The organism is Novosphingobium lindaniclasticum LE124, assembly GCF_000445125.1.
In the GTDB taxonomy this organism is placed as follows: Bacteria; Pseudomonadota; Alphaproteobacteria; order Sphingomonadales; family Sphingomonadaceae; genus Novosphingobium; species Novosphingobium lindaniclasticum.
Genome location: NZ_ATHL01000055.1, coordinates 106,898 through 120,919, shown reverse-complemented (window position 1 = coordinate 120,919; position 14,022 = coordinate 106,898). Strand labels below are relative to the sequence as shown.

General features: G+C 67.1%; 9 protein-coding genes and 1 tRNA gene. 5 read left to right on the top strand and 5 right to left on the bottom strand.

Going from position 1 to position 14,022, the window contains the following annotated elements:
- Both L284_RS32910 and L284_RS32905 read left to right on the top strand, forming a co-directional pair.
- A partial coding sequence (locus tag L284_RS32910) for a DUF885 domain-containing protein (protein WP_021233569.1) occupies window positions 1-1,657 on the top strand: 1,657 nt, incomplete at its 5' end.
- Window positions 1,658-1,750: 93 nt separating this feature from the next.
- Window positions 1,751-1,826: transfer RNA gene (locus L284_RS32905), tRNA-Thr, on the top strand.
- Between the two features lie 97 nt (window positions 1,827-1,923).
- Here the strand turns inward: L284_RS32905 and L284_RS32900 are convergent.
- From L284_RS32900 to L284_RS32885, 4 genes are all read right to left on the bottom strand, one after another.
- Entirely contained in the window at window positions 1,924-2,877 is a 954-nt protein-coding gene (locus L284_RS32900; protein WP_021233568.1) for a hypothetical protein, read from the bottom strand.
- 84 nt (window positions 2,878-2,961) lie between these two features.
- Window positions 2,962-4,020, bottom strand: coding sequence for a ferrochelatase (hemH, locus tag L284_RS32895; RefSeq protein WP_021233567.1), 1,059 nt, complete (start codon window positions 4,018-4,020; stop codon window positions 2,962-2,964).
- Complete coding sequence (locus tag L284_RS32890) at window positions 4,020-6,299, bottom strand: molybdopterin cofactor-binding domain-containing protein (RefSeq protein WP_021233566.1); 2,280 nt, start codon at window positions 6,297-6,299, stop codon at window positions 4,020-4,022. The genes hemH and L284_RS32890 overlap by 1 nt, the downstream gene beginning before the upstream one ends.
- The gene (locus L284_RS32885; RefSeq protein WP_031341856.1) at window positions 6,299-7,267 is read right to left on the bottom strand and encodes an Mrp/NBP35 family ATP-binding protein; all 969 of its coding nucleotides are present in this window, start codon (window positions 7,265-7,267) and stop codon (window positions 6,299-6,301) included. Before L284_RS32885 ends, L284_RS32890 begins: the two co-directional genes overlap by 1 nt.
- 161 nt (window positions 7,268-7,428) lie before the next feature.
- Between L284_RS32885 and hflK the strand changes: the two genes are divergently transcribed.
- The 3 genes from hflK to L284_RS32870 all read left to right on the top strand — a co-directional run bounded on the left by hflK (window position 7,429) and on the right by L284_RS32870 (window position 11,210).
- Window positions 7,429-8,649 (top strand): protease modulator HflK, encoded by a 1,221-nt coding sequence (gene hflK / locus L284_RS32880; RefSeq protein WP_052018362.1) that lies wholly within the window; start codon window positions 7,429-7,431, stop codon window positions 8,647-8,649.
- Window positions 8,646-9,485 (top strand): protease modulator HflC, encoded by an 840-nt coding sequence (gene hflC, locus L284_RS32875; RefSeq protein WP_031341854.1) that lies wholly within the window; start codon window positions 8,646-8,648, stop codon window positions 9,483-9,485. Before hflK ends, hflC begins: the two co-directional genes overlap by 4 nt.
- 189 nt (window positions 9,486-9,674) lie before the next feature.
- Window positions 9,675-11,210, top strand: coding sequence for a Do family serine endopeptidase (locus L284_RS32870; RefSeq protein WP_031341852.1), 1,536 nt, complete (start codon window positions 9,675-9,677; stop codon window positions 11,208-11,210).
- Between the two features lie 503 nt (window positions 11,211-11,713).
- Here L284_RS32870 and L284_RS32865 read toward each other — a convergent pair.
- Complete coding sequence (locus L284_RS32865; protein WP_021233561.1) at window positions 11,714-13,936, bottom strand: transglycosylase domain-containing protein; 2,223 nt, start codon at window positions 13,934-13,936, stop codon at window positions 11,714-11,716.
- Between the last annotated feature and the right edge of the window lie 86 nt (window positions 13,937-14,022).

The following is a 14,022-nucleotide window of genomic DNA, read 5'->3' as shown; positions in this document are numbered from 1 at the left end:
CCCCCCCTCCCCGGTATCGGCCGCGCTAGGCAAACCGGCAACGCCGTGGAAGGCTTTCGTCAACCGCACCATCGAAGCCTGGATGGCGCAGGATCCCTCCTTTGCCGTCTACCAGGGCGCACACCAGTTCGACGGCAAGCTGCCCGACTGGAGCCCGGCCGGCCTCAAGGCGCGCGGCGCATTCCTGAAGAAGGTCGTGGCCGAGGCCGGCGCCTTCACCGGCCTCAGCGCCGAGGACCGCTTCGAGCGCGACTATCTGGTGCAGGTCGCCAAGGGACAGCTGTTCTGGCTGGAAGACGCCGACAAGCCGCACAACAATCCCGGCTACTATATCGAGAACGGCCTCGATCCGAACGTCTACGTCAGCCGCGCCTATGCCGACAAGCCGACGCGCATGAAGGCCATGATCGCCTTCTTCAAGGCCGTCCCCACCGCCGCCGCACAGATCCGCGGCAACCTGAAGACGGCCATGCCCGCCAGCTTCATCAAGCTCGGCACGGCGGGCTTCTCGGGTTTTGCGGAATACTACCGCGGTGACGCCCGCACCGCCTTCGCCGACGTCAAGGACGCCGCGCTCCAGGCCGCGTTCAAGGCCAGCTCGGAAAGCGCGGCCAAGGCCATGCAGGACCTTTCGGACTGGCTGGGCAAGGCCACCCCGACGCAGGACTTCGCCATGGGGCCTGAGCGCTTCTCGCGCATGCTGGCCGCCACCGAGGCCGTCGATGCCCCGCTGAGCGAACTGGAAGCCGTGGGCCGCGCCGATCTCAAGCGCAACCAGGACTTGCTCAAGGCTGCCTGCGCCGAATATGCACCGGGCAAGGACATCCAGGCCTGCTTCGACAAGATGCGCGCCGACAAGCCGGAAGGCGGTCCCGTAGCCGCCGCGCGTCTCCAGATCCCTGAACTCACCGCCTTCGTGCGCCAACGCGGCATCGCCACGATCCCCGGCACCGAACAGGCGCTGGTCGAGGAAAGCCCGCCCTACAACCGGCAGAACTCGGCTTATATCGATCCCGCCGGGCCGCTGGAGAAGAACATCCCCTCGGTCTACTACATCTCGCCGCCCGACCCTTCGTGGTCGCAGCAGATGCAGCAGGACTATATCCCCGGCAAGAACGACCTGCTGTTCACGTCCGTCCATGAGGTGATGCCGGGCCACTTCCTGCAATTCCTCCACTCTAACCGCTCGCCGTCCTGGGTGGGACGCCTCTGGGTCGGCTACGCCTATGCCGAAGGCTGGGCGCACTATGCCGAGGAAATGATGTGGGATGCAGGCCTCGGTAACGGCGATGCCGGGGTCCACGTCGGCCAGCTCTCGAACGCCTTGCTGCGCAATTGCCGCTACCTCTCGGCTATCGGGCTCCATGCCCGCGGCATGACGCAGGAGCAGTCCAAGCGCCTGTTCATTGAAGAATGCTACCAGGACGAGGGCACTGCCGAGCAGCAGGCCGCGCGCGGCACTTACGATCCGGCTTATCTCAACTACACCCTGGGCAAGCTGATGATCCGCAAGCTGCGCGACGACTGGACCGCCTCGCGCGGCGGCCGCGCGGCCTGGAAGCCGTTCCACGACCATTTCCTGAGCCACGGCGGCCCACCGATCCCGCTCGTGCGCCAGGCGATGATGCAGGAAGACATGCCCCACGCGATTTTCTGAGCGATATTTCACAAAAGCAACTGGACCGGCGCCCCATGCTCGCGGTAAGGGCGCCGGACTTGTTTCGCGCATCGCAATTTCCCGATGCGCCGGGCCGGCTTAGCTCAGTTGGTAGAGCACCTGATTTGTAATCAGGGGGCCACGGGTTCGAATCCTGTAGCCGGCACCACAAAATCAAGCACGTAGCGCAAATCGTTCCGGCATCTCCCATGTTGGAACTCCAACATGGCCCGGCGAGGTACCGCCGAGGGCGCTTCTGCCCCCCTTCAGGCCAGCATCGGTCCCAGCAAAGCAATCTCGTCGAAATAGTGGGCGAGGCGGTTTGCTGCACGGTCGGTAAGTTCGATGAAGGCGCGCCGGCGATCGTTTTGGTCGCAGACGCGCTGGAACAGGTCGGCCTGGACGAGAGCGCCGATCCAGCGCAGCGCCGTCGTTGGCGGTACGCCGGACGCGATGCAGAGCGACGTCACCGATACCTGCTTGCCTTCGACCCGGGCGGCCGCCAGGTCCAGCAGCATATCCCAGGCGGGATCGGCAAAGAAATCGCCTTCGATGAAGCGCGAGCGAAGCTGGCGTTGGCGAATGATCCGGCGCAGCAACCTCCCCTCCGGCAGCTTGGCGGCGGCGACCGCCGGCAAGGGCGGTGCCACGCTGACCGGCTCCGCCACGGCAGCGCTTGCCGGCTCGCGCGGGGTCAAGCGATCGATATGACCGGCGATCTGGCCGACCTGCTCGGTCAGGCGCAGCAGCATCAGTCGGTCGTCCTCGGAAAGTTCGCGAAGCCGTGCAGCCGGAAAACCAGCAAGCACCTGCCCCAGCGCGATCACCCGTTCGGCCCGGTTGGGGTCGACCAGAAGCAGCGGCGCAGACATGTCCATGCAGGCGAACACGTCGTCCAGACCGTCTACCGAAGTCGACACGATGAGGCGGTTGCCGCTTCCCGCCGCCTGCATGTCGAGCCGCGCAAGAGTGGCCATCGTGCGGCTATCGACGATAGGGCAGTCCAGCATGACCACGTCGGCCAAGGGCCTGCCGCCACTTTCAGGGAGGTCTTCAAGCGACCCGGCGACCGCCACCTCGAGTCCGGCACCGAGCGCATCTTCCCGCATGGTGGCCCGCAGATGCGGCCGATCCGCGAAGATCGCAAGCGACACCGATCTGCCGCCGGCACCGCCCTGCCGCCCGCCATAGGAAAAATCGGCGAAGTCCGTACCCCGCATGATCGCTAGCCCCCGCTACGATAACTGGCGACAGGGGTAGGATGAAGCGCCGGGGAGTCAACGAGAACTAAGGTTAAATCCTTGTTACCATCCCGAAAGCTCCCGCTGCACAAGAGCTTCCAGCATCTCCATTCCCGCCTCTCCGTCATTGAGGCACGCAAGCACCGCGATCCGCTGCCCGCCGGCTTCCTCGAAGACTTCCCGCCCGCGGATCGCCAGTTCCTCCAGCGTCTCCACGCAATCGGCCGAGAACCCGGGCGCAGCCACGGCGAGGCGGCGCGTGCCCGCTTTCGCCTCGGCGGCCAGGACGTCCTCGGTCGAGGGTTCCAGCCATTTGGCGCGGCCGAAGCGCGACTGGAAGCTGGTCTCGATCCGCAGATCCGGCCGGCGCAGCGCCAGGCGTGCAGAGAGCAGGCGCGAGGTTTCCAGACAATGCCGGTAATAGGGATCGCCCAGGTCCGCCGTGCGCTGGGGCATCCCGTGGAACGATAGCAGCAGGACCTCGGGCACGAAATCCAGCGCCTCGATCTGGCGCAGCAGGTCGGCCTCCAGCGCATCGATGTAGGCGGGATCGTCGAAATAGGGCGGCAAGGTGCGGATCGCCGGCTGTGCGCGCATGGCGCCGAGCGCTTCGCCCAGCTTGTCCATGACCGAGGCCGTGGTGGCACCGCAATATTGCGGATAGAGCGGCGCCACGAGGATACGTTCGCAGCCGGCATCCTTCATGGCCCGAAGCTGCGACGGCAGCGACGGGTTGCCGTAGCGCATGGCCCAGTCCACCCGCGCCCGTCCGCCCAGCCGTTCCTGCAAGCGGGCGGCCTGCGCCCGCGTGATCGCGGCGAGCGGCGACCCTTGCGGGGTCCAGACCTGTGCATAGGCATGGGCGGACTTGGCCGGGCGGGTGCGCAGGATGATCCCGTAAAGAATCGGCTTCCAGGCGATAGCGGGAATCTCCACCACGCGCGGATCGGAGAGGAACTCCGCCAGATAGCGCCGAACCGCCGGCGCGGTGGCGGCGTCCGGCGTCCCCAGGTTCACGAGGAGCACACCGATCTCACCAACATTCTGGTCCCTGCCACTCTGGTCGCTGCCACTCTGGTTGCGGGCAGGCCGGGCGGAAGCACTCTGGTCACGGGAAGGCATCACATATCCTCGGCAAAAAGCGGCAAACGGCGGAACCGAAGTCCGGTTGCCGAAAAAAGCGCGTTGGCCACCGCCGGTGCTACCACGGCAACGCCCAATTCGCCCGGATCGGCCGGATCGGCCGGATCGGCCGCGCTATCGACGAATTCGACTTCGACGGCCGGGCAGTCGGCCAGGGTCGGCAGGGCAAGATCGGAGAGGCGTTCGCCATCGGGCCGCCCGCCCGTGTAGTTCGGACTGCATCCCAAAGCGAGGCCGAGGCCGAATATCAGGCCGCCCTCCACCTGCTGGCGGGCGATGTCGAGGTTCACGATCCGGCCGATGTCGGCCACGGCGCTCAGCTTGTCGACCCGGACGCCGTTCTCGTCGCGCCGCGCACTGGCGACCAGCGCGATGCGGCCTTCGCCGATGACATGGCAGGCGATGCCCTGCCCACTGTGATCGCCGCCCCCGCCCCACTGCGCAAGGCTGGCCGCGCGCTGGAGGCACTCGGCAAGGCGGGGCTCGTGGCCCAGCATCGCCATGCGGAAGGACAGCGGTTCGCGTCCTGCCTGGTGCGCGAGTTCATCCACGAAACTCTCGTTGAAGAAAGCCGTGTAGCCGTGGGCATTGCCGCGCATCCGCCCCGTGGGCAAACCGATGGCGGCCGGAACATGGTCGACCGCCAGATTGGGCACGGCGTAGGCCGGAACGGCGCCTTCCAGAGCCAGGGGATCCGCAGTCCGGGCCACCGCGTCGAGGGCGTCGAACGGTGCATCGCCCGAAAAGAAGCGGCGCCCGAACTCTCGGGCGGCGGCAGGGGCGGCGATGCGCGCCCGCCAACCGATCGGCCTGCCTTCCGCGTCGGGCCGGGCCGCCATGACCGCCACGGCAGGCGCGCGCGGAAAGGTCGCGAAATGCTCCTGTCGGCGGGAGAGGGTAAGCTGAACCGGCCGCCCCGCCTCTTTCGCCAGGACCGCTGCCTGCGCGGCATGGTCGCATTCCAGCCGCCGGTCGAAGCTGCCGCCGATCGCCATGGGGTAGAGCAGCACATCGCCGGCCGCGATCCCCGTCGCATGGGCCGCCGCCGTGCGGACCGCCTCGGGAGCCTGGGTGCCCACCCAGAGTTCCAGGCGGCCGTTTTCGTAACGCGCGGTGGCGCTGGCGGTCTCGATCGTCGCGTGGACGGCGGGGGCAACCTCGTAGCGGATCTGCGTCGGAAGCCCGCCCTCGATCGCATTGGAATCGCCGGTGAGATGGATCCGCGTCGGCGAACCCAGCGCCATGGCATCGTCCAGCGCGCGGTCGACCTCCCCGCTGTCGCTGCCGCGCGCGACCCGAAAGCGCGGGGCGGCACGGGTCAGGGCGCTCTCCGCCGTCCACCAGTCGTCGGCCAAGGCCGCGACCCAGTCCGGCCCGCGCACGAAGCGCCTGAACCCGCGCAACCCCCTGGCGGCCGTCTCATCGAGACCGGAGAGGCTGGACGTGCCGATCGGCGCATGGCGGATCGCCGCGCGCAGCATGTCCGGCAGGCGGACATCTCCCGCGAAAGTCCACGATCCGTCCACTTTCGACGGCAGGTCGAGGCGCGGATAGCGCAAGGGCGCGCCCGGCAGGAACTCGCCCGGCCTCTCGCTCATCGGCTCGGCACGGAGCGGCGGCGGATCGGGCGGTGAGAACGACGCCGCCTGTGCCGCCAATGGGCCGAAGTTCAGGCGCTTGTCGCCATGGATCACCAAGCCGCCCGCGACTTCGCATTCTTCCGGAGCGACGTTCCAGCGGGCGGCCGCGGCCTGCGTCAGCAGGGCCCGGGCGGATGCCGCCGCGGCGCGCGCAGGTCCTTCGTAGGCCGCAAGCGAGGTTCCGTCGGCGGTGACGTTGAAGCGATGATCTTCCGCCCAGCGCCGCGCGATGAAACCCTCGGGCGCTTCGGCAAGGCCCGGCACCGCCGGCATCCACAGCGGCGCCCACTTCGCCGCCAGCACCGCATTGGCGTAGAGCGCACTGGCCGGGGCCGGTTCGACCGCCACCTGCCGCCAGTCCGCGCCGAGTTCATGGGCGACGATCTGCGGCAGCAGGGTGGTCACGCCCTGCCCCATCTCGACTTGCGGCACCGCCACGCTGACCACGCCGTCGCCGGCGATCTTGATCCAGGCGCCGAAAGCATATTCGTCGCGCCCCGGCTCCAGCGGCAGAGGATAGCGGCGCGGGCGCAGCAGGTAACCTACCGCCAGCCCGCCACCAGCCAGAGTGCCGATCAGGATCCCGCGGCGGGAGACCGATCGGCGGGACGGCGCCATCAGTGGCCGTCCAGCCAGTCGGACACTTTGGCGGCCAGTGCGGCAAAAGCCTCTGCCTGCGAGCCTTCTCCAGCCGCAGGCGGTTTGCCGGCGTCGCTGTCACGGCGGATGGCGATGTCGAGCGGTATGCGGCCGAGGAACGCCTGGCCCATGTCCCGCGCCGCCGCTTCGGCTCCGCCCGCGCCGAAGGGGTCGCTCACTTCGCCGCAGTGGGGGCAGGCATAGCCCGCCATGTTCTCCACCACGCCGACGATGGGTACGCCGCTTTTCTGGAACAGCTCGACCGCACGCGTGGCATCCATGAGCGCCAGGTCCTGCGGGGTGGAGACGATGACCGCGCCGGCGGGCTTGAACTTCTGCAGCATGGTGAGCTGCACGTCGCCGGTGCCCGGCGGCAGATCCACCACCACGATCTCAGCATTGTCCCAGTGGCCTTCGAGCATCTTGGTGAGCGCCCCTGCCACCATCGGCCCGCGCCAGGCGATGGCCTGCCCCGGCTCCAGCAGGTTCGCCATCGACAGCACCGGCACGCCGAACGCGCTGGCCACCGGAACCAGCCGGCTTTCGTGCGCGACGGGCCGCTGCCCCTCGGTGCCGAGAAGCCGCGCCTGCGAAGGACCGTAGATGTCGGCATCGACGAGCCCGACCTTGCGCCCCAGCCGCGAGAGCGCCACGGCGAGATTGGCGGCCAGCGTCGACTTGCCGACGCCGCCCTTGCCCGATCCTACGGCCAGGATGCGCCGCACCGGCTTGTCCGCCATGGTCGCCACGCGAACCTCGGTGAGGCCGGGCTCGCCCTCCAGAGCGCCGGAAACCCGCTGCTCCAGCCCCGCGCGGTCTTGTACGGAGAGGCCGGTGGCATCGATCACGACGCTGGCCCTGCCTTCCGCAAATCGCAAAGACTGGACCCGCTGGGCCAGATCGGCCGGCAGAAGCGTCTTCAGTCGATTTACGTCGGGCTTGGTCATTTCGTCCTTTTCCAGGCTTGAGTTCATGAGAGCAAATTCGCGGCTCAGGTGGAGCACTGGGCGAAAAAGGGCAAGAGAGGCACTGTTTTTGTGCGAATGGCGCACCTATAGATAAAGGCATGAAAGCAATTGGTGATGCAATCTCGCACGGCGGTCTTGCCATGACCGGGCGCCAAAGCCCGTGGGGCGGCGGCAATGACGGGAACTCTGGAGAGGGTTCCGAAAGCGGTTCCGAGAGCGGCCCCGGCCAGGGTGCCGGCGAACCTGAGCACGGAGACAGCCCCGAACAGCCCTCCGATCGACCTGGCGACAGGGGCGACAAGAAGGGGCCGCGCAATCCCTGGCTTCCCAGCGGCACGACCCCACCGCGCCGGTCGGCCGGGCTGGATGAAATCTTCCGGCCGCGCGAGCCTCGGCGTTCCGGCGGCGGCGGCGGGTTCGGTTCTGGCGGCGGCTTCCCCAATCTTCCGCGGCGGCCGGACGGCAGCTCGTGGCTGCCGCTCGGCATCGGCGCCGCTGTCGTCGCGCTGCTGGCAATTTCCAGCGTCCATATGCTCGGACCCAAGGAGCAGGGCATCGTCACGACGCTCGGCGGCTATTCGCGGACCATCGATTCCGGCCTTTCGCTGACTTTGCCCTGGCCGCTGGAAGCCGTGGACGTAACCGACGTGCGCAGCTTCAACGTCTATTCGATCCCTGACGGCGAAGGCGAAAAGCTGATGCTGACGAGCGACAAGAACCTTGTCGACCTCAGCTATCTGGTGCGCTGGAACATCAAGAACCTGAAGGATTACAACTATCGCCTGGCCGATCCGGACGAAACCGTGCGGGAAGTGGCGGAAGCGGCGATGCGGGCCTCGATCGCGCAGATCTCGCTGAACGATGCCCTGTCGGGCGCCGGGCGCGCGGCCGTCGAACAGGACGTGCGGGATCGCACCCAGCGCATCCTCGACGTCTACCGCTCCGGCGTGTCGATCCAAGGCGTGGAGATCAAGAAGGCGGATCCGCCGGCCAAGACCCGCGAAGCCTTCGACCAGGTCAACGTGGCCCAGCAGGAGGCCGACCGGGACCGTTCCAAGGCGCGCGCCTGGGCCCAGCAGGCCCTGGCCCGCGCCCAGGGCGCGGCGGCCTCGTTCGACAAGGTCTACGAACAGTACAAGCTGGCGCCCGACGTGACGCGCCGCCGCATGTACTACGAAACGATGGAGAGCGTGCTGCGGGACAACGATGTCGTCGTCAGCGATTCGAAGAACATGACGTCCTACCTGCCCTTGCCCGAGGTACGGCGCCGCGCGCCGGCCAGCGATGAAACCGTGGTGACCGTCCCGGCCGCACAGGGCTCCGCCACCGGCGCGGCTCCGGCCACGAAGGGAGGCCAGTGATGAACCTCTGGCAGGACTATAAACTTCCCGTCGTTCTCGGCGGCATCGGCCTCGTCGCGCTGATGATGAGCATGATCGTGGTGCCGGAGACGGAACAGGCCGTGATCGTGCGCACCGGCCGTCCGGTGACCGTCTACAACCAGTTCAACCCCAAGGCCGGCTATGGCCAGACCGGCGCCGGCGTGCATTTCCGCATCCCGATCGTCGACCGGGTGATCCGCATCGACAAGCGCCTGCTCTCGGTGGACATGCAGCAGCAGCAGGTGCTTTCGACCGACCAGCTGCGCCTGAACGTCGATGCCTATGCCCGCTACCGCATCATCGATCCGGTGAAGATGGTGGAAACGGCCGGCACCACCGAGCGCGTGACCGAGCAGCTCGAACCGATCCTCTCTTCCGTCCTGCGTCAGGAATTGGGCAAGCGGACCTTTGAATCGCTGCTGACCGCCGAGCGCGGCAAGGCGATGGAGAACATCCGCGACGGGCTGGACCGCGAGGCGCGGGAATACGGCGCGCAAGTCGTCGATGTGCGGATCAAGCGCGCGGACCTTCCGGAAGGGGCCCTGGAAAGCGCCTTCACCCGCATGCAGGCCGCACGCACCGAGGAATCGCGCACGATCGCCGCGCAGGGCCAGAAGGATGCCCAGATCATCCAGGCCGAGGCGGAAGCGCAGGCCGCGAAGATCTATGCGGAAAGCTTCGGCAAGGATCCGCAGTTCTATGATTTCTATCGCTCGATGCAGAGCTACTCGGTGACCTTCGCCAAGGGCGACAACGGGAAGACCATCCTGCTTTCGCCCGACAACGCCTATCTCAACCACTTCCGGCAACCGTGACCGGCACTGCGGGCTTTTCCAGAAACGCCGGTGGTCGCTGGCGACGCGGATTGGCCCGAAGCGAACTTCAAAGGACCGCGAAAGGTCGCCCATTCAAACCCGGTTAAGCTCTCAAGAGTTCAATCGGCACCAGTCGGCGGATGGAGATCCACCACCGCCAAGACGGAGGAACTAAAGGACGTGAAGCCCGTGCGATACGCTTATGGACTGACCACAGCGCTCCTGCTGGGGGGCGCGACCGCCACACTGGTGACAGGCTTCCCCGCCGGGGCGCAGGTTGCCCAGAACGAAGCCAGCCAGATGGCCCGCGTCGTGCCTCGCGCCGGTGCGCCGGACAGCTTTGCCGATCTCACCGAGCAGCTCCAGCCTGCGGTGGTGAACATCTCGACGCGCCAGCGGGTACAGGTTGCCGGAAGTGGCAACAATCCTTTCGCCGGAACGCCGTTCGAAGGCCTCTTCGGCGGTGGCGGCGGCGGTACGCCGCAGACGCGCGAAGCGCAGTCGCTGGGATCGGGATTCATCATCTCGGCCGACGGCTACATCGTCACGAACAACCACGTCATCACGGCCGAGGGCAAGGGGGAGATCGAATCGATCACCGTCATCATGCCTGACGGAACCGAGTATCCCGCCAAGCTGATCGGCAAGGACGCGCAGTCCGACCTTGCCGTTCTCAAGATCAGTGCCAACAAGGCCCTGCCCTTCGTCAAGTTCGGAGACAGTTCCAAGGCCCGCGTGGGCGACTGGGTGCTGGCGATCGGCAACCCGTTCGGCCTGGGCGGCACCGTGACCGCCGGCATCGTCTCGGCCGTGTATCGTAACACCGGCGCCGGCGGCGCCTATGACCGCTATCTCCAGACCGACGCCTCGATCAACCGCGGCAACTCGGGCGGCCCCATGTTCGACATGAAGGGCCAGGTGATCGGCATCAACAACGCGATCTTCTCGCCCACCGGCGGCAGCGTCGGTATCGGTTTCGCGATTCCTGCCGAGATCGCCTCGCCCATCGTCGAGAAGCTGATGAAGGGCCAGGCGATCGAACGCGGCTACCTTGGCGTCACCATCCAGGCCCTCAACGAGGACCTCGCGGACTCGATGGGCCTGGAGCACAACAAGGGCGAGTTCATCCAGAGCGTCGTTCCCGACGGCGCCGGCGCCAAGGCCGGCATCCAGGCGGGCGACGTCGTGGTCAAGGTCGGCGGCAAGGAAGTGACCCGCGACCAGACGCTGTCGTTCCTCGTCGCCAATACCGCGCCAGGCACGCGCATTCCGATCGAGCTGATCCGCAACGGCCGCCGTCAGACGGTGACCGCCACCGTCGCCAAGCGCCCCACCGACGACGAACTTCAGCAGAGCTTCGATCCGAGCACCGGCCAGGACAGCGACTCCCTGGGCAATGCGCCCAAGGAGCAGGGCGAAAGCGCGGTGCAGAAGTCGCTGGGCCTCTCCGTCATTCCGCTGAGCCCGCAGATCGCCCGCCAGTTGGGCGCTTCGGAAGGCACGCGCGGTCTGGTCATCGTAGGCGTAGACCCCAGCTCCGATGCCGGTCAGAAGGGCTTCGCGCGCGGCTTCATCATCCTCTCGGCCAACAATGCGCCGGTCGCGACGCAGGCCGATCTGGAGAACGCCATCAAGGCCGCCAAGGCCGAGGGCCGCTCCGCCATCCTGCTGCGCGTCCAGCCGCGCGGCCAGCCCGCCGCCTACGTGCCGGTGCGCCTGCGCTGAGGCGCGGCGTAGACCTGCAAAGCGAAACGCCCGCCGGAGCGATCCGGCGGGCGTTTTCGTTTTCCTGCCGTTGCCCCAAGACGACGCACATCTTTTCCGAGATAGGCAGCGGCAGTCAGGTACGATGGCGGATGTTCGTGCCGACGAAGAATACCACGGCTCGTCGCTCCCCCTCTCGTCATAGCGGCCCTCAAGGCGGGTAGAAGCGATCCGGGGCCGCATAAACTGCTCCTGGATTGCCGCGCGACCTCCGGTCGCTCGCAATGACGAAGCGGGATGCGTCTCGACAGACGAGCGAATGGAAAGCGGAAATGAAGCGGGGTCTCTGCCTTCCTGGTGCTCAACAAGAACGCCCGCCGAGATCATCGCCGGGCGTTTTGCTTCCTGAGCTCTCGGGGGCTTGGAGCATTTTCTACCCAGGTGGAATCACCTGACGGCTCGGAAAATGCGTCAAACGAGAAACTTCGAGTGGTTGATCCGATGCAATCGGATCGGAAATCGCTCTAGTCCCCCGAGGTACGCACTGCGGTAGGTGTACGGGTCGGGGTCGGGCGCGGACCCGGCGAACCTTGCCGCGTGCCCGGACCATTGCCCAGCCCCTGCCCGGCGCGCAGGCCGGGGTCATCGCTGCGCGAGCGACCGGTAGCGCGGTCGAGGAAGTCCTCGTTTGCGGCCGGGGGCGCCTGAGCGGGGCCGTAGTCCGGCATCTGCGGCTGCCCCGGACCCGCGCCCGGCCCCATCGAACCGTCCTCGTAGCGTGGCTGGCCGTCCAGCCCCTGCGCCCCGTCTTCCGGCCGCACGATGTTGCCGTTCTCGTCGACGTAATAATAGTCGTCGGGATTGCCCTGCATGGCCTCGTCATCGGGTTCGAGTTGCCATTCGGGCAGTTTCACTTCGGTCTGGAACTGCTCCACCGGACGCTTCGCCACGGCGACCTTCATGTAGTCCGAGAAGGCCCGCGCCGGGGCGTGGCCGCCCGAGAGGCCGGGCACCGGCCGGGCATCGTCACGGCCCATCCAGACGCCGGTGGTGATGCCGCTGGAGAAGCCCAGGAACCAGCCGTCCTTGTTCGAGCTGGTCGTGCCGGTCTTGCCCGCAACCGGACGGCCGATCTGCGCGGCGCGGCCGGTGCCGGTCGCCACCGTCGTCTGGAGCAGATCGGTGATCCCGGCGGCGACATTGGGCGGCACCAGAACCTGCCCGCGCACGGACTTATGCGCGTACAGCACTTCACCGGACGCAGCCGTCACCTTGATGATACCGTAAGGCTCGACCGAGGTGCCGCCCGCGGAGATCGCCGCAAAGGCGCGGGTCATGTCGATGACGTGGACTTCGGAGGTGCCCAGCACCATCGCGGGCTTGGTATTGATCGGTGTGGTGACGCCGAAGCGCCGCGCCATCGACGCTACCGTGCCGAAGCCCACCTCGTTGCCGAGCTGCGCGGCGATGGTGTTCTTCGAATAGGCGAAAGCGGTGCGGATATCGATCTGGCCGGCGAAGTTGCGACCATCGTTCTGCGGGCTCCAGCCGTCGATCGTCACCGGCTCGTCCACCACGCGGTCGTCGGGGGTGTAACCCGCCTCGAAGGCCGCCAAATAGACGAACAGCTTCCACGCCGAGCCCGGCTGGCGCAGCGCGGTGGTGGCGCGGTTATAGTTGGAGTTCACGTAGTCCGTGCCGCCGACCATCGCCAGCACCGCACCGTCGCGGTCGAGGCTGACGAGCGCGCCCTGCGCGCCCTTGGGGGCGTTGGCAGTGATGGAGGCCGTGGCCGCCTGCTGCATCTTCGGGTCGAGCGTGGTCCAGACTTCGATCGGCTCGTTGGTCTCGGGCAGCAGCATGTCGAGCTGCGGCAGCGCCCAGTCGGTGAAGTAGCGGACCGCGTTCTGGCCTTTTTCCTTCACGACCTTGACGTCGGCGATGTCCGCCTGGTCCGCCTCGCTCTGGCTGATCGCCCCGTTCTTGACCATGAGGCCGAGCACGACTTCACCGCGATCCTTGGCGGCTTCGACGTCGGCCGTCGGCGAATAGTTGGAAGGCGCCTTCACGAGCCCGGCGATGATCGCCGCCTCGGCCGTCGACAGCTCGGTGCCGGGATGGCCGAAGAACTTGCGGCTCGCCGCGTCGATGCCATAGGCGCCGCCGCCGAAGTAGACCTTGTTGAGGTAAAGTTCGAGGATCTGGTCCTTGGAGAACTTGCGCTCCAAGGCGAGCGCCAGCACCGCCTCGCGCGCCTTGCGCGTGAAGGAGCGGCTGTTGTTCAGGAACACGTTGCGCGCCAGCTGCTGGGTGATCGTCGAGGTCGCCTTGGCGCGGCCGCCGGTCGTCGTCGAGACGTAGACGGCGCGCAGCAGGCCCAGTGCATCGACGCCGATGTGCTCGCGGAAGCGGCGGTCCTCCACCGAGACCATCGCGCCCTTCATCACTTCGGGAATCTGGTCGTAGCTCAGCCACTTGCCGTAGCTCGGCCCGAGCGAGACGAGTTCGGTGCCGTCGCGCGCGCGCACGACGATCATCTGGCCGTTCTGGCTGCTCTTGAGCGCGTTGTATTCCGGCAGCTCACTCATCGTGAAGACGACGGCGGTGCCCAGGAAAATTACGCCGAGCACCGCGAGCGCCGCGCCCCAGATCAACAAGCCGCGCACGATTCGGCGCCAGAGGGGTTTCTTTTTGGCAGGAGAGGAAGGCCCGCTGGTCGAGCGGCGCCGGCCGGAATCATTGGCCATTTTCTAGGTACAAATCCCTTAAACGGGCCCGATGGCCCGAGCGCTTCCTACACCGTGGACGCAGCTATTGTAACCCGAAGTTAACG

What these genes read in the sequence shown, in the direction of transcription:
- L284_RS32900 (WP_021233568.1), bottom strand. Translation starts at nt 2,877, where the DNA reads ATGCGGGGTACGGACTTCGCCGATTTTTCCTATGGCGGGCGGCAGGGC.
- hemH (WP_021233567.1), bottom strand. Translation starts at nt 4,020, where the DNA reads ATGCCTTCCCGTGACCAGAGTGCTTCCGCCCGGCCTGCCCGCAACCAG.
- hflK (WP_052018362.1), top strand. Translation starts at nt 7,429, where the DNA reads ATGACCGGGCGCCAAAGCCCGTGGGGCGGCGGCAATGACGGGAACTCT.
- L284_RS32885 (WP_031341856.1), bottom strand. Translation starts at nt 7,267, where the DNA reads ATGACCAAGCCCGACGTAAATCGACTGAAGACGCTTCTGCCGGCCGAT.
- L284_RS32865 (WP_021233561.1), bottom strand. Translation starts at nt 13,936, where the DNA reads ATGGCCAATGATTCCGGCCGGCGCCGCTCGACCAGCGGGCCTTCCTCT.
- L284_RS32890 (WP_021233566.1), bottom strand. Translation starts at nt 6,299, where the DNA reads ATGGCGCCGTCCCGCCGATCGGTCTCCCGCCGCGGGATCCTGATCGGC.